The sequence below is a fragment of the Haematobacter sp. genome, assembly GCF_032102465.1.
GTDB lineage: Bacteria > Pseudomonadota > Alphaproteobacteria > Rhodobacterales > Rhodobacteraceae > Haematobacter.
This window is the reverse complement of sequence record NZ_DAMDHB010000005.1, coordinates 69,112-90,403: the sequence shown is the minus strand read 5'-3', so window position 1 is coordinate 90,403 and position 21,292 is coordinate 69,112. Positions and strand designations below refer to the sequence as shown.

The following is a 21,292-nucleotide window of genomic DNA, read 5'->3' as shown; positions in this document are numbered from 1 at the left end:
GGCATGTCCTTGCTCTGGCTGGGATGCCGGCGACCCTTTCGGGTCGCCCTGCGGTCAGCGGTTGGGCTTGTTCTCGTCCACCCAGATGCTGTCCACCTCAAGGATCGCGGCCTCGGTCACATTCGCATCGACACCGTGTATCCAGGGCTGCGTGGCAAGCACCGCCTTGTTGTAGTTATGAAACCACACCGGCGCATCGTTGAACACGATGCCTTCGGCCTCACGGATGAGCGCCACGCGCTTGTCGTGATCGACCTCGGCGGCGGCAGCATCCAGTACCTTGTCGAATTCGAGGTTCTTGTAGGCCGAGCGGTTGCCCGCGGCACGGGAGACACGGCTGTCGAAATAGCGCAGCGCCGCGATATCGTCCGGCCCTGTCCCCGTGGAGCGGAACCAGGCCAGGGCCGTCCCGTCGGTCATCGCATCGACCAGAACGTTCTGTTCCACCACACGCGGTTTGGCAGTAATGCCGATCTCCCGAAGATAAGGCATCATCGCCTGCAGAACGCCGAGCGATTGGGTGCTGTCCACCACCATCACCTCGATCTCGACGCCATCCGCATAACCGGCCTCCGCCATGAGAGCCTTGGCCTTGGCCGGGTCGTAGGGATAGGGGGCGCGCGTCTCGTCAAACGCGGCGGAGGTCGCGGGCAACCAGCCGTTGGCCTTGAACGCCTTTTCCTTCAGAAGCTTCTGGATGATGAGATCGCGGTCCACCGCATAGTTGATCGCCTGACGGACGCGAGCATCGTCAAAGGGCTTCTTCTCCGTGTTCATCCCCATGTGGCGGGTAAAGACCTCGGAAACCTCGATCAGACCTTTCGAAAGCTCCGGGTCCGCCTTGTACTGCGTATAGACATTCTCCGACAGCACCGTCGCGTCGATCTCGCCGGCTCGGAAAGCCATATCCATCGCGGAATAATCGGAGGTGATGACATAGCTCACCCGATCCGCATAGGGCTTCCCTTCCTTGAAGTATCTATCGAACTTCGTGCCGGAAATAGCTGATCCTTCGACGTGTTTATCAAACACAAAAGGACCCAGGCCCACGGGATGGGACAGGAACTCCGGTGTGTCGGCAACCTCTTTGGGCAGGATCGCGGTGATCGCTTCGAACAGCAGGTTACCCGGCTCCACATGCTCGGCAAAGGTAATGGAGAAGGTGAGGTCGTCGATCTTCTTCAACCCGGCCACATGCGCCGCCTCGCCCCGCGCATACTCCCGGGCACCGACGATGGGTTCCAGCTTGACCGACCCCGGAAATGCCTTTTCCGGGTTGAGGATGCGCTCATAGGACCAGATGACATCGTCCGCCGTCATCTGTCGCCCGTTGTGGAAATAGATGTCGTCGAACAGCGTATAGGTATAGGTAAGCCCGCCCTCCGAAACCGCGACCTCGGACGCGAGATCGAGCGCCGGGGCATTCGCAGCGGAATCCCATGTATAAAGCGCCCGGTGGAATGCCTTGGACACAGCCATATCCTGCGAGGCATAGGTCGCGTGCGGATCGAGAGACTTCAGCGCCGAGCCATAAGGCGCCACGAGGCTCAATGTCCCGCCTGCCACCTGCGCCAGCGCGAAGTTGGAGGTGGTCGCAAGAGCCAGCGCACCTGCGCCGAGCGCGATCTTCCAGCGATTGTTCATGGTTGTTCTCCCTGTTGTTATCGTTGCTTCAGCAAAAGACCCTGCTATGGAAGACCCGCGCGAACTCCGTCAGCAGCGTCTCATCCGCAGCGGCCCGCGATCCTTCCGTCATGATCGCGATGAGAAGCGAACGCCCGTCGGGCCGCTCGCCATACAGCAGGTCGTGGCGCGCGGTAGAGGTGTTTCCCGCCTTCGACCAGCAGCGCATTTCATCCGGGAGGCCACCCGCGAGATAGGTCGCCGCCTGATCGCCCTCATGCGGTCCGTCCCGCCGCTGGAAATCGCGGGACAACAGCTCCTGCATCCATTCTGCTCCGGGCAGAGCGCCCCGCATCACGTCGTGCATGAGCGTCGCCGCCGCGAGTGCGGTCAGACGATTGGCGTTCTGCGGGGCGCGAACCTGAAACGCGCGGCCATACGGGCTGTCTTCGTACGTCCCGTGAAGAATATTTATCCCTTTGAATTCAGGTAATTCGATGCGTTCATAAAAGTTTCGCATGAACTGTCTTCGCGCGAACCAATCCTCCAGTTCGGCGCCATAGAGCGGCCCGCCATCTTCGGCACCCGTCATCCGCCCGATGAGATAGACCGTCGCCTCATTGGAGGAAATGCCAATCATCGCCCGTGCAGCCCGGTCGTCCTCAGGATCGTATTCGATCTCTCCCGTGGCGCGGAGCGTCGCCAGCATGTTCAGCACGAAAAGTTTCATCACCGAGGCCGGATAGCGCGCCTGACGGGGAAGATGGCTCATCACCTCTCCATCAGCGAAGCGCCCCGCGGCGCCCGCGCGCAATGGGCGGTCGTAGAGGCGGATGGCAAAGCTCACATCCGCTGGTTCGATACCCGCGCGACGGGACAACACCTCATGAAGTGCTGCGTGGGCAGGAGACGCGGCTGGGTCGAACTGTTCCATGAACGGGCCTTGCTTTGGTCAGGCAAGGGATAGCGATCCCTCCGATTTTCGATACAGAAAATGCGATGCAAGTTCATGCACTGGTGATATGAACCTGCAACACTCCAGAAGGTCCACCCATGATCCAGCCCGATACTCCCCTCACCCTTCGCGAGATCGAGGTTTTTCGCGCGATGATGCGCTTCCATACCGTCACTGCGGCGGCGCATGCCCTCGGTTCATCGCAACCCACGATCACGCGGGAACTTCATCGGCTGGAGAAACATATCGGATTTGCATTATTCGAACGAAAGCGGCAGCGCCTGTTTCCGACCTTGCGCGCGCTGCGGCTGTGGGAGGAGGTCGATGCGGCCTATGCCGGTTTGGCGCGGATCAACGCCACGGTCGAGCGGTTGCGGGCCGCGGATACCGGCACGATGACGATCGCAGCGCTGCCCGCCCTTGCGCAGACCTTGCTCCCCGATGCGATCCTTCGCCTTCTGGAGCGGCAGCCGGGCATGACCGTGGACGTAGCGACCCAGGATCCGCGGAACGACTCCGTGCTGACCGGCTTCAACTTCGACCTCGGGCTGACGGAGAGCTTTCACGCGCAGCGGAGGGTGGAGGTGGTGCCGCTCGGTGTTTTCGACATGGTGGTGGTCATGGCCCCGGGTCATCCCCTGTCGGAGCGTGCAGTCTGCACACCGCAGGATTTCGCCGGGATCGACTATATCTCGTTTCCCGTCCACGATCCCTATCGGGCCGGATTGGACCGGATGTTCGATGCGGCCGGGGTCTCGCGGCGGATCCGCGTGACAGCGCAATCGGCGGCCGCTGTCTCCGAACTGGTGTTGCGGGGCCTCGGGGTGGCGATCCTGAACCCGCTGACCGGTCTTGCTCTCGCGGAACGCGGCGCGGTCATCCGGCCATTCAGCCCCGGGCAGAAGTTCATCGTCTCGGCCGTCCGACCGGAGGATCGTCCTGCTTCCGATGCGGTGGATGTGCTGGTCACGATCCTGCGGACAATCTGCACCGAGACCCATGGCCGGATCGCGGCGGCGGTCCGTGCCGCACCTGCATAAGCACTAGCGGGGAGCGGTGACCAGCGCGGCGATCCGATCTGCCAGACCCGGGATCGCTTCCGGGCGCAGGCAATCGACCTGCACATCCTGCACGCCTCCGCCAGTCCGGGCGCGGTGCCGGTTGTAGCGCGGATCGTAGTGATGGAGCATCAATTCAGCCGCCAGTTCGCGCCATGCGCCCCGCAGGACGAGCGCCTGCCACTCTTCCACCCTTGCCGCAGGATGGAGAGGGCGGAGGCTTTCGACAATGGCCGCGAGCCTGCCCGGATCGGCCAGCAGATCACCATAGGCCCGGAGGAGATAGTCGGCACGCGCCGCCGCCGGCGCGACAATGGCGATGCGCGGCGCGGCCTTCATCGCGCGCCAGAGCGTCGGAGGCAGCAGGCAATTTCCGATACGCGAACTCTCGGCTTCCACCAGCACCGGCCTTGCAGGGTCCAGCGATGCGAGGGCTACGGCCAGCCGCCCCTCGAACGCGCGCTGCGAGGGCTGCGGCCCCTGCCCTCCGAAAAGCGAGCCGCGGTGGTTGGCCATCCCCTCGAGATCGAGCACCTGCACCCCGCGTTCGGGCAGGAGGCGGAGCACTTCGGTCTTGGCCGAACCCGTGTTGCCGTCGAGCAGGATGACCGGGGCCGGAAAGGGCCGGTCATGCAGGCAGGTGATGACCTGCCGGCGCCATGCCTTATAGCCGCCCTCCAGCCGCGCGACGCGCCAGCCGACTTCGGAAAGGATGAGAGAGATTGAACCCGACCGCTGCCCGCCCCGCCAGCAATAGATCAGCGGCCGCCAGCCTCCCGGCATTTCAGCAAGCGCCGTCTCCAGATGATGCGCCGCGTTCCGCGCCACCAGTGCGGCGCCGAGCTTGCGCGCCATGAAGGGCGAAACCTGCTTGTAGAGCGTGCCGACACGCGCACGTTCCGCATCGTCGAGGGCAGGCAGATTTATGGCGCCGGGCAGATGGTCTTCGGAATATTCCGAAGGGGAGCGCACGTCGATGATCGTGTCAAAGCCCATCTCCGCCAGATCGGTGAGCGCTGTGAGGCGGAAAGTCATGGAAGCGTAGTCCTCCGGGGCTGGACGCGGCATGATGGAGCGTGCACAGAAACCGGACCGCCCCAGGCAGGAGAAAGACCGATGACGCGTCCCATGCAAGCCCAAAACCCGCTTCGGGAGACGATCACCCTGCCGCCACCCCTCTCCGGCCCCGCGCGGGAAATCGCCGTGCTGCGTTTCGGCACTCCGGGCGCACGTCCCAAGGCCTATCTTCAGGCAGGGTTGCATGCGGATGAGTTCCCCGGAATGCTAACGTTGCACGAGCTTGTCCCCTTGCTTGCCGAGGCTGGCAACCAGGGACGGATCGTGGGCGAGATCGTCGTGGTTCCGGTCTGCAACCCGGTGGGGCTGTCGCAGGCGGTGCATGGCGCGGTACGCGGGCGTTACGAAACGACGGGGGGCGAGAATTTCAACCGCGGCTGGCCGGATCTGGCAGAGGATGTGGCCGGGCGCGTGGCGGGCCGGCTGGGAGGCGATGCCGCCGCCAATGTCGCGATCATCCGGCAGGCGATGGGAGACCTCGTTGCTGCGATGCCGCGGGAGACGGAGATCACGGCGCTGCGTCAGGCCCTGATGACGCTCGCGCATGATGCGGACTATGTGCTCGACCTGCATGCCGACAGCGAAGCGGAAGTGCATCTCTATATCGGGACGCCGCTGTGGCCGGATGCTGCCGATCTTGCGCAGGAGATCGGTGCGCGGGCCGTGCTGCTGGAGGAGGTGTCCGGCGGAAATCCGTTCGACGAGGCCTGCTCTGGCCCGTGGTGGTCGCTGGCGCGCCGCTTTCCCGGGCAGCCTGTGCCCCCCGCATGCCTTTCCGCCACCGTGGAACTGCGCTCCAACAATCAGGTGGATGAGACGCTGGCCCGTAAGGACGCCGCCGCGCTTCTCTCCTTTCTGGTCCGGCGCGGCGTGGTGCAGGGCGAGGCAGGGCCACTGCCCGAGCCGCTCTGCGATGCCACGCCACTCGACGGGATGCAGCAGCTCACCGCGCCCGTCGCAGGGCTGATCCTCTACCGGGCGGATCTTGGAGAGCGGGTGCGGGCGGGGCAGGTCGTCGCCGAGATTGTTGACCCGCTCGGCACGACGACACCGGTCGTCGCCGTGACCGACGGTGTGCTCTTCGCCCGGCTGGAGCAGCGTTTCGCCTGGGAGGGCCGGATTATCGGCAAGATTGCCGGCGCCGAACCACTCGCCTCCCGTATCGGCACGACGCTTCTCCCGGCCTGACGCACGCTCAAGACCGGACTGATTTGCAAGCGCCCCCGCTCTCTGCGAGGGGCGCTTTTGTTTTTGGTGTAGCAGTCAAGCTTTTTTATCGAGCATCCAGAACAATAAAATACATCTCAATCTTAGAGATTGATCTTGAAATCCCTGTGAGCGGTCCACGTGGAATAACGACCTCCAAGCGGGTGTAATCGCGACAAGGCCGGCATCGGCCTTGCTCGACCGGAAGTTTCCTCAATGCCACGGGCAGGGAGTTTTCGCGTGAAATTCAAGTTTCCAACCGCCTTCACCATTCTGTTCTGTCTCATCGTCGTTGTAGCAATCCTGACGTGGTTCGTACCTGCCGGCGAATATACACGCCAGATGAGCGAAACGCTGGGTCAGGAGGTGCCGGTTCCCGGCACCTACCATGCCGTCACCCAGAACCCTCAGGGGTGGTGGGATGTGCTGCTCGCCCCCATCGCCGGGTTCTATGACCCGGAGTCGGGAATGGCGCGCGCCATTGATGTAGCTCTCTTCGTTCTCATCATCGGCGGTTTCCTTGCTGTCATCACGCGGACGGGGGCCATCGACGCCGGGATCGGCGGGCTGATGAACGCTCTCAAGGGCAAGGAAGTCTGGCTGATCCCCATCCTGATGACAGCCTTTGCCCTCGGCGGCACAAGTTATGGGATGGCAGAGGAAAGCCTTGCGTTCTACGCCATCGTCATTCCGGTGATGTTACGCGCGGGCTATGACTCGCTTACCGGCGTGGCCACCATCCTGCTGGGCTGCGGCATCGGCACGATGGGCTCGACCTTCAACGCCTTTGCCACGGTGATCGCCTCCAACGCGGCCGGAGTACCCTTTACAGACGGGCTGACGCTGCGTGTGGTGATCCTTGTGGTCAGCCTGCTGGCCGGCATCACCTTCGTGATGCGCTATGCCCAGCGGGTAAAGAACGACCCGTCCAAATCCATAGTCGCCGACATGCGCGAGGAAAACATCCAGCGCTTCCTGAAGTCGGAAGACGGAGATTCGGCGACCCTTCCCGAATTCACCACGATGCGCGCCATCCTCCTGTCGCTCTTCGGGCTGACCTTCGTCATCATGCTGTGGGGGGTCATCAGTCAGGGCTGGTGGATGGCCGAGATGTCGGCGCTGTTCCTGGGCATGGCGATCCTCACTTGGCTGGTTGGCAAGTTCGCGCCCGAGACCAGGTTCGATGAGGGGACCTTCGTCGAGACGTTCGTCAACGGGGCGCGCGACCTGCTGGGCGTGGCGCTCATCATAGGCGTGGCGCGCGGGATCGTCGTGGTGATGGACGCGGGCAAGATCACCGATACGATCCTTCACTCTCTTGAAGGTCTCTTCGGTGGGCTGGGCCAGGTCATGTTCATCAACACCATCCTGGTGGTGGAGACGATCCTTTCCTTCCTCGTTCCTTCGTCCTCCGGTCTGGCAGTGCTCAGCATGCCGATCCTTGCACCGCTGGCGGACTTTGCGGGAGTGACACGGGACCTGGTGGTGACGGCCTATCAATCCGCCAATGGCTGGGTGAACCTTTTCAACCCGACCTTCGCAGTGGTCATGGGTGGTCTCGCGATCGGGCAGGTTTCGTATGACCGGTGGTTGAAGTTCGTCTGGCCGCTGCTTGTCATCCTCGCCATCATCATCATGGTGGTGCTCAGCGTCGGCGCGCTTGGCGGGGCGTGATGTCCGTGACGAACGGTGTGTCGCTCATCGGCGAGGCAGCAGGAAGCCAGCAGCCGGGCCTCGGTCTTGTCGCCTGCACGGCGCTTGTCGTGGGCAACATGATCGGATCGGGCATCTTCCTGCTTCCCGCGTCGCTTGCGCGGATCGGGCCGATCTCTCTCGTGGGCTGGGTGCTTACGTCGCTCGGCGCGCTGGTTCTTGCGCTGATCTTCGGCCGGCTATCCCGGCTCGTGACCAAGACGGGTGGTCCCTACGCCTATGCAGAAACCGCCTTCGGCGAATTCATGGGGTTCCTCATCGCATGGGGCTACTGGATTGCGCTCTGGACGGGGAATGCGGGAGTGGCGGTCGCGCTGGCGGGCTATGTGGGATTTCTGTTTCCCGCTGTGGCGGAAAGCGCCACCTACAGCCTTGCGGTGGCGCTCGTCAGCATCTGGGTGCTCACCCTCGTCAACATTCGGGGGGTGCAGGAAGCGGGCTTTGTCCAGATCGTCACGACTGTACTTAAGCTGGTGCCGCTTGTCCTTATCGGGGTGCTGGGGCTGTTCTGGATCGACGGGCGCAATTTCGCTCCGGTGAATGTGAGCGACCAGTCCAATATCGCAGCCATATCGGCGGCGGCGGCACTGACACTCTGGGCCTATCTCGGGCTGGAATCGGCGACCGTACCGTCCGGCAATGTCCGCAACCCCGAGAAGACGATACCGCGGGCCACCGTCGCGGGCGTGCTGATCGCGGCCATTGTCTATATCTCTGTCACGACAGTCGCGATCGGCGTGATCCCTTCCGACGAACTCGCGGCATCTTCAGCGCCGCTGGCCGACGTCGCCCGCTCCATGTGGGGCGTGACGGGGGGGCTGCTTGTCGCGATCGGCGCCGTCATCTCCTCTTTCGGAACATTGAACGGCTTCACCCTGCTCACCGGCCAGGTGCCTTACGGCGCCGCGCAAGACAGGGTCTTTCCCGCCGTTTTCGGAGAGCTTTCGCGCTTCGGCACACCGGCCAATGCTTTGGTGCTGTCCAACGTCCTCGCTTCCATCCTCGTCACGATCAACTTCGGACAGGGGTTGGTGGACGCTTTCAATACGATCGTTCTGCTCGCCGTCATGTCGAGCCTTCTGCCTTACTGCGTCTGTTCCCTCGCCGAAGTGGCAATCCTCATCTCGCGGGGAGAATTGCGCGCGCGGAAGCTGTTCAGTGCAACCATTCTCGGGGGGCTGGGGTTCCTCTACTCGATGTGGGCGCTCTACGGCTCGGGAGCAGAGACGGTGTTTCTAGGCTTTCTTCTCCTGATCGCGGGGATTCCTGTTCATGTGGCCATACGCTGGCGCAATGCACGGGTCGCCGCGATCGCAACCGGATCGCAATTCCAAAAGGAGGTCTGATCCTATGCAACTCGGTGTTCATTCCGAAATCGGCAAATTGAGGAAGGTGCTGGTCTCCCGCCCCTCCCTCGCCCATGAGCGGCTGACCCCAGGAAACGCCGCGGACCTTCTGTTCGACGACGTCATCTGGGTTTCCAAGGCCCGTGCCGACCACGCCGACTTCGTCCTGAAGATGAAGTCGCGCGGTATCGAGGTCTATGATCTTCAGGACCTGCTGGCCGAGACCTTCGAGAAAGTGCCAGAATCGCGCGCCTTCGTCCTCGACCGTCGGATCAACGACAATTACGTCGGCCCGACGCTGGTGCCGATCCTCCGGCCCTGGCTCGACTCGCTGGCACCTGCCGCGCTCGCGAGACACCTGATGGGGGGTATCGTCCGCGATGACCTGCCGAAGGAAATGGTCACGTCCCTGATGACCGATATCCTGTCGTCCAGCGAATTTCTTGTCCGCCCGATCCCCAACGCGCTTTTCCAGCGCGACCCGTCCTGCTGGGTATATGGCGGCGTGACGCTGAACCCGATGTTCTGGCCTGCCCGCAAACCGGAGACGCTCTATCAGCGCGTCGTTTACAAGTTCCATCCGATGTTCACGGAAAACGAGTTCGATATCTGGCTCGGCGATTCCGATGAGGATTGGGGGAATACCTCTATCGAGGGCGGCGACGTGATGGCCGTGGGCAAGGGCATCGTCCTGTGCGGCGTCAGCGAGCGGACTAGCCGTCAGGGCGTCGACAAGCTCGCCCGCGCCCTCTTCGCGAAGGGTGCGGCGGAAAAGGTCATCGCCTGCGTGATGCCGAAATCGCGTTCGGCCATGCACCTCGATACGGTTTTCACCTGCGTGGACCACGACAAGGTGACGGCTTTCGGCGAGGTGATCGAGGAAATCCGGCCGTTCAGTCTCGTTCCTCATGACAAGTGGGGCATCGAGATCATCGAAGAAAAGACCGACCTTCTTGAAACATACAAGAAGGCCATGGGCCTCAACGACCTGCACACGATCTATACCGGCGGAAACGAGTTCCAGGCCGAGCGCGAGCAGTGGGACGACGGCAACAACGTCGTCGCGCTGGAGCCGGGTGTCGTCATCGGTTACGAGCGCAACACCCACACCAACACGCTCCTCCGCAAGGCTGGGATCGAGGTCATTACCATCAACGGCAGCGAGCTGGGACGGGGCCGGGGCGGCGGTCACTGCATGACCTGCCCGATCCTGCGCGATCCCGCGTATTGAGCCGACACCGCAAGGGGGTGCGAGAGCACCCCCTCCTCCAGACGATTTCGACCAGTCACAAAGGAGTCCACCATGGGTCTCAATCTTCGCGGTCGCAGCTATCTGAAGATCGCCGACTTTTCCCAGCGGGAAATGCTCTATCTGCTTGATCTTGCGCGCGATCTGAAACGGGCGAAATACTCCCATTCGGAGCAGCCGGCGCTGTCGGGCAAGAATATCTGCCTGATCTTCGAGAAAACCTCCACCCGCACACGCTGTGCCTTTGAGGTGGCGGCTCATGATCAGGGGGCGCATATCACCTATCTCGATCCATCGGGCAGCCAGATCGGCCACAAGGAATCCATGAAGGATACCGCGCGCGTGCTGGGCCGGATGTTTGACGCCATCGAATTCCGGGGCGCCGGACAGGGCATGGTGGAAGAGCTGGCACAATACTCCGGCGTTCCGGTCTACAACGGGCTGACAGACGACTGGCACCCCACCCAGATGCTCGCCGACTTCCTCACCATGACGGAATATGCCGACAAGCCACGGCAGCAGATCAAATATGCGTTCGTCGGCGACGCGCGCAACAACATGGGCAATTCGCTTCTGATGCTCGGTGCCATCATGGGGTGCGATGTGCGCATCATTGCGCCGAAGAGCCTTTGGAACCATGACGACGTCGTCGAGATGGCAAAAAAGCGTGCCGAGGAAACCGGTGCCAGAATCACGATTACCGACAATATCGACGAAGGCGTGAAGGGGGTGGACTTCGTCCATACGGATGTCTGGGTGTCGATGGGCGAAGCGGCGGACGTCTGGGGGGAGCGGATCAAACTGCTGAGCCCCTATCAGGTCAACAAGGCGATGCTGAACAAGACCGGTAATCCCAATGTCAAGTTCATGCACTGCCTGCCCGCCTTCCACAACACCGATACCAAGGTCGGCAAGCAGATCTTCGACCAGTTCGGCATCACCGAGATGGAGGTGACGGAGGAGGTGTTCGAGAGCCACCAAAACATCGCCTTCGAGCAGGCCGAGAACCGGATGCACACGATCAAGGCGATTCTGGTCGCCACGCTGGCGGGGTGATCCATGGGAACCGTGGTCATTGCCCTTGGCGGTAACGCCCTGCTCAAGCGGGGCGAGCCGATGACCGAGGAAAACCAGCGCCGGAATGCCCGGCTGGCGGCCGAGGCCCTTGCGCCGCTCTGCCTTGAACACACCGCGGTGGTCACCCATGGCAACGGCCCGCAGGTCGGGCTGCTCGCCCTCCAGCAGGAGGGGTCCGACACACCCGCGACGCTGGATGTCCTGGGCGCGCAGACCGAGGGCGCGATCGGCTACATGATCGAGCAGGAGTTGGGCAATGTGCTGCCCTTCGACAAGCCCATCGCAACGATCCTCACGATGACGGAGGTCGATCTGGACGACCCCGCCTTCAAGAACCCGACCAAGTTCATCGGCAAGGTCTATTCGGAGGAGGAGGCCAAGAAGGAAGCCGACGCGAAGGGCTGGGTCGTCAAGCAGGACGGAAAATACTGGCGTCGCGTCGTCGCGTCGCCGGAGCCGAAGCGCATTTTTCAGCTTCACCCCATCCAATGGCTGCTGGAGAAGGGAACGACAGTGGTTGCGGCGGGCGGAGGCGGTATTCCTACGGCGTATGACCCCAATGCCGAGCGGCAGCTCATCGGCGTGGAATGCGTTATCGACAAGGATAACGCCTCCTCTCTGCTGGCGCGGGATCTGAAGGCCGATTTCTTCGTGGTCGCCACGGATGCAGACGCGGTCTATCTCGATTGGGGCAAACCCGAGCAGAAGGCCATCCGCTCCGCGACCCCTGACGGGATGGATGCCTATGACTTCCCTGCTGGCTCCATGGGGCCGAAGGTGAAGGCTGCGCAGGATTTTGCCCGCGCCACCGGCAACCGTGCGGTCATCTGCTCGCTTGCGGATATTCCACAGGCGGTCAAAGGCGAAAAAGGCACCACGATTTTCGCGGGTGCAGGCGAAACGGCATTCTATTAAGCCCGGCTCCGGGCAGGTGTTCCCGCCCGGAGCCTTTCACAGGTCTCGTACGAGCTTGGCGAAGGCTCTTGCCTCCGCCGGTGCAGTTCCAAGCCCCCCGGCCGCACTGAGATCCAAGTTGGGGAAATCGCGCGCCACAAGCTTACCCAAGGCTACATGGGTCAGCTGAGCCTCCTTGCACAGCGCCTTGATCTTCGCCTGCGCATCGGGCCGCGGAATATGGCGCGCGAGGGCAAAGGTATAGGCTTCCGCATGGATAAGGCCCGTACCGTCATCGAGACCATGCGCCATCGCCTCGGAATCCGGGCTGATCGCGCCCGCGATCTCCACGGAAAGCGCCAACGCCCGGCCCGTGGAAACACAGATCTGCGGGAGCGTGAGCCATTCCACGAACCAGGCCGACCCATCGCGCTGCTGCCGATGTATGCCCGCGCCCTCCAACGTCGCGGCGAGTGCCCCGATCTGCCGCGCCAGAGCAACCAGCACCGATGGGCCGACCGGGTTCTGCTTCTGAGGCATGGTGGAGGACCCCCCTGCTCCCGCGATGCGGATCTCGCCAATGCCGGACTGCGCCATCAACACGAGGTCATCGCCCATCTTGCCAAGGCTCGCGGCAAGGCCTGCCATCCAGCCTGCGAAAGCGCCAATCCGGTCACGCTCCGAATGCCACGAGGCCCCGGGATCGCGGAGTCCGAGCGCCCGCGCCAGACCGGCTCGCACTTCCGGCCCTTCCGGTCCCATGGCGGAAAGGGTACCTGCCGCACCACCAAGCGAAACGGTGGCAAGATCTGCCGATACCTCATGAAGCCGATGCCGGTGCCGCAGGATCGGTCGCCCCCAACCCGCGACGACAGAGCCGAAGCTGGTCGGCGTCGCCACCTGACCATAGGTCCGGGCCGCCATGGGAAGGTCGGCATAGTCACCCGCCATGCGACCGAGTGCCGTCAGCAGAGCCGCAAGACGTGCATCCCAAAGCTCCACCACGCGCCGGAGCCTGAGCGCGAGGCCGGTATCAATGATATCCTGACTTGTCGCGCCCCAGTGAAGATACTGCGCGTGATCCGGCGCAGCCATTGCCTTGCGAAACGCCGAGACGAGAGCAGGCACCGGCACCGCGTTCACTGCCGTCTCCGCCGCCAGGGCGGACGGGTCGATCAGCACTTCCCGGCTGGACCTGTCGATAAAGGCGGCGGCGGTTTCCGGGATGATCCCGAGCGCGCCCTGCACGCGGGCAAGGGCCCCTTCCACCAGCAGCATGGCACGTATCTCGGCGCTGTCGGTGAAGAAGGCTGCGGTTTCATCGTCTCCGAAAAGCCCGCGGTAAAGGGCGCTGTCGGCAGGGGCGGCAGGCATGGTCGATCTTTCGTCTGGGCAGATTACGGGCGGAAGAAAGCGCGTTACCGCGCCGCGTGCAAGCCCTGGCCCGGCATACGCAGGCCGAGAATGTCGCGGGCCTGCTGCCAGGTGGCCACAGGACGCTCGTACCGGTCGCACAGCTCAACCGCGCGACGCACCAGCGCCGCATTGGACGGCGCAAGCGTTTCCCGGTCGATCCGCACGTTATCCTCCATCCCGGTTCGGGTATGACCGCCCTTGAGTATGGCCCATTCGTTCAGAACGATCTGCTGCGGCCCGATCCCCGCCGCACACCACGAGGCATCGGGGGCAAGCCGGTGGAGCGTTTCTATATAGAAGTCGATCACGCGCTCATCCGCAGGCATGGCATTCTTCACGCCCATGACGAACTGCACATAGAGCGGGCCTTTCAGGCGTCCGTCTGCCTGCATCCGAGTCGCCTGAATAATATGACTTAGATCAAAAGCTTCTATCTCTGGCTTGATGTCATATGTGAGCATCTCTCCCGCCAGCCAGTCCACCAGGTCGGGCGGATTCTCATATACCCGCGTGGGGAAGTTGTTCGAGCCCACGGACAGGGAGGCCATGTCCGGCCGCAGGGGCAGCATCCCGCCGCGTGCTTGACCCGCACCGCTTCTGCCCCCCGTCGAAAGCTGGATGATGAGGCCGGGGCAATGGGTTTCCAGCCCCTCCTTCAGCCGCGCGAACCGCTCCGGGTCGGAGGTCGGCAGCCCCTCATCGTCCCGCACGTCGCAATGGGCGATGCTGGCCCCCGCCTCGAACGCTTGCTGGGTCGATTCGATCTGTTCGGATATCGAGATCGGCACCGCCGGGTTATTCGCCTTTGTCGGCAGGGATCCGGTGATGGCAACGCAGATGATGCAGGGGCCGGCCATTTTACCTCACATGTCGAAGAAGACGGTCTCGTTCTCGCCTTGCAGGATGATGTCGAAGCGGTATGCGCCCTCGCCCGTCTTTCTGGCGATGAGCGTGTTCACCCGCTCCCGGAACTCGATACGCTGAAGCACCGGGCAGGAGTCGTTATCCTCTCCCTCGAAGTAGATCCGGGTCTGGAGGCCCAGGTTGATCCCCCGCGCCACGACCCAGAGCGCGATGTGCGGCGCCATCAGACGCCCATCCGGGAAGGGAACGCGCCCCGGTTTGATCGTCTTCAACGTCCATTCACCGCTGTCGAAATCTGCGATAATCCGCGCCCAGCCGGAGACGTTGGGATCTGCGGCTCCACGGGGATCGTTGCCCGGGTAGATACCGTCCGCATCCGCCTGCCAGCTTTCGATGAGCGCGTCGCGCAGGATCATGCCTGCCCCATCGCGCACGGTGCCGGTGATGGTGATCTGTTCGCCCTTGGCGCCGTCGCTGATCGGGCTTTCCCCGAGATCGACCGGATAGATGCCGGGGATACCGAGCTTGTTCGGGGTCAGACCGATATGAACGTAAGGTCCGGCCGTCTGGGAGGTCGTTTCCTTCAGATAGTCGAGTTCCTGCATCACAGGCCCTCCTTCCGGTTTTCGAAGAAGCTCTGACGGCGACCACGGAGCACGACATCGAACTTGTATGCAAGACAGTCCATCGGGATGGCGCGGTTCATGTCAAGCGGCGCGACGAGCACGTCGATCGCCTTCTGCTGGCCAATGGTTTTCACGATGGGACACCGCTGGATCAGCGGATCGCCCTCGAAATACATCTGGGTGATAAGCCGTTGACCAAAGCCAGAGCCGAAGATCGACAGGTGGATGTGCATGGGCCGCCAGTCGTTGACGCGGTTCGGCCAGGGATACGCGCCGGGGCGCACCGTGAGGAACTCATAGGATCCGTCGGGCCGCGTGATGGTGCGCCCGCAGCCACCGAAGTTCGGATCGAGCGGCGCGGCGTAGCTGTCCTTCTTGTGACGGTAGCGGCCCCCCGCATTGGCCTGCCAGATCTCCACCAGAACGCCCGGTATCCCGCGCCCATTCTCGTCCATAACCTTGCCGTGGACGATGATCCGCTCGCCGATTGCCGGATCGCCGGTGAAGTTGAGGATGAGGTTGTTGTCCAGCTCGCCCAGCATGGACTGCCCGAACGCCGGCCCCGTCTCCTCCGAGAGTGTGGAGCCGAGCGCGACCAGCGGCCGGAACGGCGCACGGGTCATCGATGTCTTGTAGCCCGGCGTATAGGCTGGCGGGTGCCAGTCCCGATCCCGGAAGTAAAGCGGCCCACGATCGATGGTGTTGCTGAGAGTCATTGCGCTGCCTCCATTTCTGCGAATGTCTCCTTGGCTATCTTGATGGCGTGATTGGCACGCGGCACGCCGGCATAGATCGCCACGTGCAAAAGCGCCTCCATCACGTCCTCCTGGTTCGCGCCGGTATTGGCGGTGGCGCGGATGTGCATGGCAAGCTCATGGTCGTTCCCCAGCCCCGCAAGGAGCGCGATCGTCAGCATCGAGCGCTCCCGGAGAGAGATCGTGTCGCGCGACCAGACGCGGCCCCATGCAGCATCGGTGATGAGCTCCTGAAAGGGCTGATCGAGCGGGCTCTTGGCGGCTTCCGCCCGGTCCACATGCGCATCGCCGAGAACACGGCGACGGGTCGCCATTCCCTGTTCAAGAATATCCGTCACTGGCATGTCTCCCTCAGAAATGTTGTCAATATGTCCGCGTAAGCCTTTGCATCTTCTACACATGGTATATGCGCGACCCCCTCCATCCGATGAAGGACCGCGCCGTCAACAAGGGCAGCCGTCCCTGCAACGAGATCGGGAGGTGTCGCGCCATCCTCGCTGCCCGCGATAACGATCACCGGCACCTTGATCTGACGCGTCGTTTCCGTCAGATCGGCGGCGGCAATGGCTTTGCAGGCGGCGATATAGCCTTCTGCCGGGGTACGGACGAGCATGTTGCGCCACAGCGCAAGCTCGGGCCGCGTCCGATAGGCCTCGGCGAACCAACGCTCCATCACCGCGTCAGCAATGCTCTCCAAGCCATTGTCTTTAATGGCATCAACGCGAGAAAGCCAGCTTTCCGCTGTCCCGATCCTCGCCGCCGTATTGGAGAGGACGAGCCCCCGGATCAACTCCGGGCGGGTAGCGGTCAGCGCCTGCCCGATAAGGCCGCCGATGGACAGCCCGACGAACACCACCGGCCCTCCCACAGCTTCGATAAGCGCTGCCGCATCGTCCGCCAGTTCGGAGATGCTGGTTTCCGCGATATCGGACAGGCCGTGTCCGGGTTTGTCATAGCGAATGAAGCGAAAACCCTCCGGCAGATGCGGCAGGAGCGCATCCCACAGGTGCATATCGGTCCCAAGTGAATTCGCAAAGACGACAGCCGGCCCGCTGTCCGCCCCATCCACACGGTAATGCATCGCCCCCCAGGGGCGCGTCAGAACTTGCATGATCTCCTCCACGTTCCCATAATCTGCCACAAGGGAAAACCGATGGATAATGCAAAAAGCGCGCATATGGATAACTCGGAGAGCATACATCCAGCGGTGAAGCTTCGGCACATTCGGACCTTTCTGGATATTGCGAGCGAGGGGAATCTTTCTGCTGTCGCGCGGCGGCAGGGCATTACCCAACCCGCCCTGTCGCGCACGCTGGCCGAGCTGGAGACGCTTCTCGGTCAGCCGCTGTTTCTGCGTCAGGGTAGGCGGCTCGTGCTGACTGAGGGGGGCGCCCTGTTTCGGCGGCATGCGACGGCTTCCCTGCAATCGCTGGAGGCGGGCGCCGCGGCCCTTCGCCCGCGCGCGGGAGGCACGCTGCGGGTCGGTGTCCTTCCGACGGTGGCAAGCTGGTTCTTTCCCCGCGTCGCGCTCCGCTTCCGCGAGATACGGCCGGAGATGGTGCTGGCGGTGGAGACGGGTCCGCATTTCCACCTGATGCGCCAGTTGCGGGAAGGCGGTATCGACCTGATGATCGGCCGGCTGCCGGAGGCGCGGGACATGGCGGGGCTGAGCTTCGAGCACCTGTATGAGGAAGATATCGTGCTGGCCGCCCGCCAGGATCACCCCCTGCTCGACCTTCCGCCTGCCGAGGCGCTGGCGCGGTCGCCGCTCATCCTGCCACCTGTCACGGCGATCATCCGGCGGCCCGTGGACGACTATCTGGCGTCTGTCGGCCTGCCCAATCTGCGACCGGCGGTGGAGACCGTTTCGCTCGCCATCGGGCGCGCGATCTGCCGCGGGTCCGATGCCCTGTGGTTCATCTCTCGCGGCGTCATCGCGGAGGAACTGGAGCGGGGAGAGATGGCGCTGCTGCCGGTGAATGCGCGCTTCCTTGCCGGAGCGGTGGGCACCACCCGGCGCCAGACGCATGAAGCACCGGGGCTGGAGACGCTGGAAGAAATCGCTCGAGACATTGCGCGGACGGTGCCATCGACCGGCGGTTGAGACATCACTTCGGGGTGAACCTCCGGGACGCGGCAAAACCGCAGCTTAAATGGCGCTGATGGATCGCCGTCTTTTCCTTGCTCTCGCCGCTGCGACACCCCTGTTCCCTCTCGCGGCTCATGCCTGCGTGGCGCTTCAGCCGCTGGTGGAGGAGGCGGAAAGTCTCCAGCCGCTCGAAACCCTGCTCGTGGCGCAGCGGGGCACCGTCATCGCGGCGCAGGGATATCGCGGGCACGCGCCCGACCAGCCGAAGAATATCAAGTCGGCGTCCAAATCGGTGATCTCCGCCATGGTCGGAATGGCCATCGAGCGGGGGATGCTGGACGGCGTGGACCAGCGGATCGCTCCCCTGCTCCGCAGCGATCTTCCGCAGGACCCCGATCCCCTGATGGAGGAGATCACCATCGGGCATCTGCTGTCCATGCAGGCGGGGCTGGGACGGACATCCGGGCCGAACTACGGTCGCTGGGTCTCCAGCGGCAACTGGGTCCGCGCGGCCCTTGCCATGCCGTTCGAAGCGCGACCGGGCGAAGGGATGCTCTATTCCACCGGATCCACCCATCTGCTGTCCGCGATCCTCACGCGGGCGGGCGGGCGGTCGAGCCTTTCGCTGGCGCGGGACTGGTTCGGCCCGCTGGAAGGCTTCGCCATCACCGGCTGGGACCGCGATCCGCAGGGCGTCTATCTGGGCGGCAACCAGATGGCCATGACACCCCGTTCGCTGCTGTCCTTCGGCGAGCTTTACCGGCGCGACGGCCTGAACGCGGCCGGCGAGCGCCTGCTCCCCGCCCGCTGGATTGCCGAGTCGTGGACGCCCCGCACGCGCTCCCGCTTCAACGGCGACGGATATGGCTACGGCTGGTTCCTCCGCCGCATCGGGGGCGAGGAGGTCCGTTACGGTTGGGGCTATGGCGGCCAGATGGTCTATGTCGTGCCCGGACGGGAGATGACCGTGGTCATGACCTCCGACGATAGCATCCCCTCCGCCCGGACCGGTCACCGGAGCGACCTCCACGACCTGCTCGCCCGCATCCTTGCCGCATGTTGACTCACGCGGCCTGCTTCGCCCGGCTCCAGTCGATCAGCCGCTCCATGAACCGGTCGCAGAGCTGAAGCTGCGCCTCACTGATGTATTCGTCAGGCTTGTGCGCATCGCCGATGGAGCCCGGCCCGCAGATGATCGTCGGCACACCCAGCGTTTCGGAAAAGCGGCCCCCCTCCGTGCCATAGGCAACGCTGGAGGTTCCATTGGCCGCGGCAAGCGACAGGCCCCTCACCGTCGCCTGCGACTCCGGTGGCGTGGCAAGGCCGGGGAATGCGGCATAGACATCAAGGTCGATCCCGGTCTCCGGCGCGCGCGCCTTCATCTCTCCATCCAGCGTGCCGATATAATCGCTCAGCTCCGCGACCAGCGCGTCCGGATCCTCTCCCGGCAGCACGCGGAACTCCCCAAGGATCACCGCTTCATCCGGCACGATGTTCAGCGCGGTTCCGCCGTGGAACGTGCCCACATGCGCCGTGGAGTGAGGCACGTCATAGGCCGGGTTCTGCCTGTCGGACGCCGCAAGCCGCCCCGCGATCTCCCGCATCTTCGCCACGATCAAGGCGCCGTATTCGACCGCATTCACCCCATCCGGCGCAAGCGAGGAATGGCATGACCGACCGCGAACGGTGATTCGCATGGAGCGCTTTGCCTTGTGTCCCACCACGAGGGACATCATCGTCGGCTCTCCCACCACACAGAAATCGGGTTTCACAGGCTGCGCAGCCAGCCAGTCGATCAGTCCGATCACGCCGATGCACCCCACTTCCTCGTCATAGGAGAAGGCGAGATGGATCGGTCGGGCGAGCGGCGCTGCAAGCATCCTGGGCACCGCCGCGAGGGCGCAGGCAAGAAACCCCTTCATGTCGCAAGCACCGCGTGCATAGAGATTGCCCCCCCGCGGCGTGAGGGTGAAGGGATCGCTCGTCCACACCTGTCCCGCAACAGGCACGGTGTCGGTATGCCCCGACAGGATCGTTCCCGGCACGTCGGCAGGCCCGATCGTCGCCCAAAGGTTCGCCTTTTCTCCGGTCGCGTCGAATATGCGGTGGCTCTCGATACCAAGCTCCGCAAGATAGTCCGCGACGTAGTCGATCAGCGGCAGGTTCGAATTGCAGCTCGTCGTGTCGAAGGCGACAAGACGGGACAGAACCTCCGCACTGGTCGGGGTGGGCATGGTCATCTCCTTTGGGTAAGCGCGCCAGGGCTGAAGCGATCGACGAGTTCGGCGCGCACCATTTGGATGAAATCGGCGGCAGCAGGGCTGATCGGCTGGCTGGAAGGCGTGAGAAATGAGGTGCGATAGGGCACTGCGGGCGTGAAAGGCCGGATCACCACCCCGGGAGCAAGGCGGTGGGCGATCGGAAAGGGGTTCAGCAGGGCTACGCCCAGCCCTTCCGCAACGAATTCCGCGGCAGAGACGGCTGTCGCGGTCTCAACTACGATGGACGGTGTGACGCCCGCCCGCTCCAGCACCCTGTCGATGGCGATGCGGCCCGAATGGCGGCGCGTCAATGCGACGAACGGCTCTCCCGTCAGGTCGGCCGGTTCAATGACCTCCTTCGCCGCCAGCCGGTGGCGGGAGGGCAGCGCGCACACCGCCTCGCTCGCCAGCACGACCTCGGTTCGCACGGCCGGGTGAGACGGCACCGTATCCGTCAGCGCGACTTCGTAACGCCCCTCCGCCACTCCGGTGATGAGCGCGTCGGATGCAACCACCTCGAACGTCACCTCCAGATCCGGGTTCATCTTGATGAAACGGGCAACGCGGGAAGGCAGGAAGCGGTGTGCGATGGTCGGCGGAGCGGCGACGACCATCCGCCCCGTATGCCCCCGTCCCTTCTGCCGCGGCGCCTCGGGGCGGGAAATACGTTCCAGCGCCGCGAACACCGGTCCCAGCTCCTCGTTTATAATGAGACAATCCGTCGTCGGCACCAGCCTGCCACCCGACCGGTCAAACAAGGTCCGTCCCAACGCCTCCTCAAGCTGTGCCAAAGCCCGGCTGATTGCCGGCTGCGTAAGACCGAGCCTGCGGGCCGCCGTCGTCGCGGTCCCTGCCTCCACCAGAGCGCGGAGCACCTCCAGCTCTCGCAGGGTCAGGTTGAACCGGCGCTCCCCCCCGCGACCATCATCTGCTGCGCTCACATCCGCTTCCCTATAACCATTTTGCATGATTTATGGACTTGGATATTTCAATAACTCATACTACGCTGAACTCCAAGGGGCATGGTCCGGCTTTTCCGCGGGGCCTGCCGCTTCACTAAGAAACATAAGAAAACGACCAACT

The 21,292-nt window shown here is 63.5% G+C and carries 20 protein-coding genes; 9 read left to right on the top strand and 11 right to left on the bottom strand.

The annotated features are described in order from the left end of the window. Nucleotides 1-54 precede the first annotated feature (54 nt). Nucleotides 55-1,644 carry an ABC transporter substrate-binding protein gene (locus RT513_RS05505; protein ID WP_290687798.1) on the bottom strand — a complete coding sequence of 530 codons (1,590 nt, stop codon included), beginning with the start codon at nucleotides 1,642-1,644 and terminating at the stop codon, nucleotides 55-57. A 28-nt stretch (nucleotides 1,645-1,672) separates the two neighbouring features. Then, nucleotides 1,673-2,557 (bottom strand): serine hydrolase, encoded by an 885-nt coding sequence (locus RT513_RS05500; RefSeq protein WP_290687796.1) that lies wholly within the window; start codon nucleotides 2,555-2,557, stop codon nucleotides 1,673-1,675. 119 nt (nucleotides 2,558-2,676) lie between these two features. On the opposite strand from RT513_RS05500, the gene RT513_RS05495 reads away from it, so the two are divergent. Beyond that, on the top strand, nucleotides 2,677-3,618 hold the full coding sequence (locus RT513_RS05495; protein WP_290687794.1) for a LysR family transcriptional regulator: 942 nt from the start codon (nucleotides 2,677-2,679) through the stop codon (nucleotides 3,616-3,618). 3 nt (nucleotides 3,619-3,621) lie between these two features. Here RT513_RS05495 and mnmH read toward each other — a convergent pair whose 3' ends face one another. Then, nucleotides 3,622-4,671: a tRNA 2-selenouridine(34) synthase MnmH gene (gene mnmH, locus RT513_RS05490; RefSeq protein WP_290687792.1), complete on the bottom strand. Its 1,050-nt coding sequence runs from the start codon at nucleotides 4,669-4,671 to the stop codon at nucleotides 3,622-3,624. 81 nt (nucleotides 4,672-4,752) lie between these two features. Between mnmH and RT513_RS05485 the strand changes: the two genes are divergently transcribed. From RT513_RS05485 to arcC, 6 genes are all read left to right on the top strand, one after another. Beyond that, nucleotides 4,753-5,901: a succinylglutamate desuccinylase/aspartoacylase family protein gene (locus RT513_RS05485; protein ID WP_290687790.1), complete on the top strand. Its 1,149-nt coding sequence runs from the start codon at nucleotides 4,753-4,755 to the stop codon at nucleotides 5,899-5,901. A 258-nt stretch (nucleotides 5,902-6,159) separates the two neighbouring features. After that, nucleotides 6,160-7,593, top strand: a complete 1,434-nt coding sequence (locus RT513_RS05480) for a YfcC family protein (protein WP_256947210.1) — start codon at nucleotides 6,160-6,162, stop codon at nucleotides 7,591-7,593. Next, nucleotides 7,593-8,978 carry an amino acid permease gene (locus RT513_RS05475; RefSeq protein WP_290687787.1) on the top strand — a complete coding sequence of 462 codons (1,386 nt, stop codon included), beginning with the start codon at nucleotides 7,593-7,595 and terminating at the stop codon, nucleotides 8,976-8,978. The genes RT513_RS05480 and RT513_RS05475 overlap by 1 nt, the downstream gene beginning before the upstream one ends. 4 nt (nucleotides 8,979-8,982) lie before the next feature. After that, a complete protein-coding gene (gene arcA / locus RT513_RS05470) occupies nucleotides 8,983-10,209 on the top strand; it encodes an arginine deiminase (RefSeq protein WP_088214087.1) in 1,227 nt (408 codons plus the stop codon). Between the two features lie 72 nt (nucleotides 10,210-10,281). Next, the gene (locus RT513_RS05465) at nucleotides 10,282-11,283 is read left to right on the top strand and encodes an ornithine carbamoyltransferase (protein ID WP_088214088.1); all 1,002 of its coding nucleotides are present in this window, start codon (nucleotides 10,282-10,284) and stop codon (nucleotides 11,281-11,283) included. A gap of 3 nt (nucleotides 11,284-11,286) precedes the next feature. Next, entirely contained in the window at nucleotides 11,287-12,219 is a 933-nt protein-coding gene (gene arcC / locus RT513_RS05460; protein WP_088214089.1) for a carbamate kinase, read from the top strand. Between the two features lie 36 nt (nucleotides 12,220-12,255). Here the strand turns inward: arcC and RT513_RS05455 are convergent, their stop codons facing one another. Genes RT513_RS05455 through pcaD form a run of 6 tightly spaced genes read right to left on the bottom strand, consistent with a single transcriptional unit; the run spans nucleotide 12,256 to nucleotide 16,970 of the window. Continuing rightward, nucleotides 12,256-13,572: an adenylosuccinate lyase family protein gene (locus RT513_RS05455; RefSeq protein WP_290687782.1), complete on the bottom strand. Its 1,317-nt coding sequence runs from the start codon at nucleotides 13,570-13,572 to the stop codon at nucleotides 12,256-12,258. Between the two features lie 44 nt (nucleotides 13,573-13,616). After that, on the bottom strand, nucleotides 13,617-14,471 hold the full coding sequence (locus RT513_RS05450; RefSeq protein WP_290687780.1) for a 3-keto-5-aminohexanoate cleavage protein: 855 nt from the start codon (nucleotides 14,469-14,471) through the stop codon (nucleotides 13,617-13,619). Nucleotides 14,472-14,477: 6 nt separating this feature from the next. Further along, nucleotides 14,478-15,083: a protocatechuate 3,4-dioxygenase subunit alpha gene (gene pcaG / locus RT513_RS05445; protein WP_290687777.1), complete on the bottom strand. Its 606-nt coding sequence runs from the start codon at nucleotides 15,081-15,083 to the stop codon at nucleotides 14,478-14,480. Continuing rightward, nucleotides 15,083-15,820, bottom strand: coding sequence for a protocatechuate 3,4-dioxygenase subunit beta (gene pcaH, locus RT513_RS05440; RefSeq protein ID WP_088214093.1), 738 nt, complete (start codon nucleotides 15,818-15,820; stop codon nucleotides 15,083-15,085). The genes pcaG and pcaH overlap by 1 nt, the downstream gene beginning before the upstream one ends. Continuing rightward, nucleotides 15,817-16,197, bottom strand: a complete 381-nt coding sequence (gene pcaC, locus RT513_RS05435) for a 4-carboxymuconolactone decarboxylase (protein ID WP_409518397.1) — start codon at nucleotides 16,195-16,197, stop codon at nucleotides 15,817-15,819. Before pcaC ends, pcaH begins: the two co-directional genes overlap by 4 nt. After that, nucleotides 16,194-16,970, bottom strand: a complete 777-nt coding sequence (gene pcaD / locus RT513_RS05430) for a 3-oxoadipate enol-lactonase (protein ID WP_290687771.1) — start codon at nucleotides 16,968-16,970, stop codon at nucleotides 16,194-16,196. The genes pcaC and pcaD overlap by 4 nt, the downstream gene beginning before the upstream one ends. Before the next feature lie 96 nt (nucleotides 16,971-17,066). Here pcaD and RT513_RS05425 point away from each other — a divergent pair, with 96 nt between their 5' ends. Together RT513_RS05425 and RT513_RS05420 are read left to right on the top strand one after the other, a co-directional pair. Continuing rightward, the gene (locus RT513_RS05425; RefSeq protein ID WP_313533704.1) at nucleotides 17,067-17,963 is read left to right on the top strand and encodes a LysR substrate-binding domain-containing protein; all 897 of its coding nucleotides are present in this window, start codon (nucleotides 17,067-17,069) and stop codon (nucleotides 17,961-17,963) included. A gap of 58 nt (nucleotides 17,964-18,021) precedes the next feature. After that, nucleotides 18,022-19,011: a serine hydrolase gene (locus RT513_RS05420; RefSeq protein ID WP_313533703.1), complete on the top strand. Its 990-nt coding sequence runs from the start codon at nucleotides 18,022-18,024 to the stop codon at nucleotides 19,009-19,011. A gap of 1 nt (nucleotide 19,012) precedes the next feature. Here the strand turns inward: RT513_RS05420 and argE are convergent, their stop codons facing one another. Together argE and RT513_RS05410 are read right to left on the bottom strand one after the other, a co-directional pair. Further along, nucleotides 19,013-20,182, bottom strand: a complete 1,170-nt coding sequence (gene argE, locus RT513_RS05415; protein WP_290687765.1) for an acetylornithine deacetylase — start codon at nucleotides 20,180-20,182, stop codon at nucleotides 19,013-19,015. A gap of 2 nt (nucleotides 20,183-20,184) precedes the next feature. Further along, nucleotides 20,185-21,150: a LysR substrate-binding domain-containing protein gene (locus RT513_RS05410; RefSeq protein WP_290687763.1), complete on the bottom strand. Its 966-nt coding sequence runs from the start codon at nucleotides 21,148-21,150 to the stop codon at nucleotides 20,185-20,187. Nucleotides 21,151-21,292: the final 142 nt, after the last annotated feature.

Coding starts and splice junctions, on each gene's coding strand:
- RT513_RS05505 (WP_290687798.1), bottom strand. CDS start 1,644: ATGAACAATCGCTGGAAGATCGCGCTCGGCGCAGGTGCGCTGGCTCTT.
- RT513_RS05500 (WP_290687796.1), bottom strand. CDS start 2,557: ATGGAACAGTTCGACCCAGCCGCGTCTCCTGCCCACGCAGCACTTCAT.
- RT513_RS05495 (WP_290687794.1), top strand. CDS start 2,677: ATGATCCAGCCCGATACTCCCCTCACCCTTCGCGAGATCGAGGTTTTT.
- mnmH (WP_290687792.1), bottom strand. CDS start 4,671: ATGACTTTCCGCCTCACAGCGCTCACCGATCTGGCGGAGATGGGCTTT.
- RT513_RS05485 (WP_290687790.1), top strand. CDS start 4,753: ATGACGCGTCCCATGCAAGCCCAAAACCCGCTTCGGGAGACGATCACC.
- RT513_RS05475 (WP_290687787.1), top strand. CDS start 7,593: ATGTCCGTGACGAACGGTGTGTCGCTCATCGGCGAGGCAGCAGGAAGC.
- arcA (WP_088214087.1), top strand. CDS start 8,983: ATGCAACTCGGTGTTCATTCCGAAATCGGCAAATTGAGGAAGGTGCTG.
- RT513_RS05465 (WP_088214088.1), top strand. CDS start 10,282: ATGGGTCTCAATCTTCGCGGTCGCAGCTATCTGAAGATCGCCGACTTT.
- arcC (WP_088214089.1), top strand. CDS start 11,287: ATGGGAACCGTGGTCATTGCCCTTGGCGGTAACGCCCTGCTCAAGCGG.
- RT513_RS05455 (WP_290687782.1), bottom strand. CDS start 13,572: ATGCCTGCCGCCCCTGCCGACAGCGCCCTTTACCGCGGGCTTTTCGGA.
- RT513_RS05450 (WP_290687780.1), bottom strand. CDS start 14,471: ATGGCCGGCCCCTGCATCATCTGCGTTGCCATCACCGGATCCCTGCCG.
- pcaG (WP_290687777.1), bottom strand. CDS start 15,083: ATGCAGGAACTCGACTATCTGAAGGAAACGACCTCCCAGACGGCCGGA.
- pcaH (WP_088214093.1), bottom strand. CDS start 15,820: ATGACTCTCAGCAACACCATCGATCGTGGGCCGCTTTACTTCCGGGAT.
- pcaD (WP_290687771.1), bottom strand. CDS start 16,970: ATGCAAGTTCTGACGCGCCCCTGGGGGGCGATGCATTACCGTGTGGAT.
- RT513_RS05420 (WP_313533703.1), top strand. CDS start 18,022: ATGGATCGCCGTCTTTTCCTTGCTCTCGCCGCTGCGACACCCCTGTTC.
- argE (WP_290687765.1), bottom strand. CDS start 20,182: ATGCCCACCCCGACCAGTGCGGAGGTTCTGTCCCGTCTTGTCGCCTTC.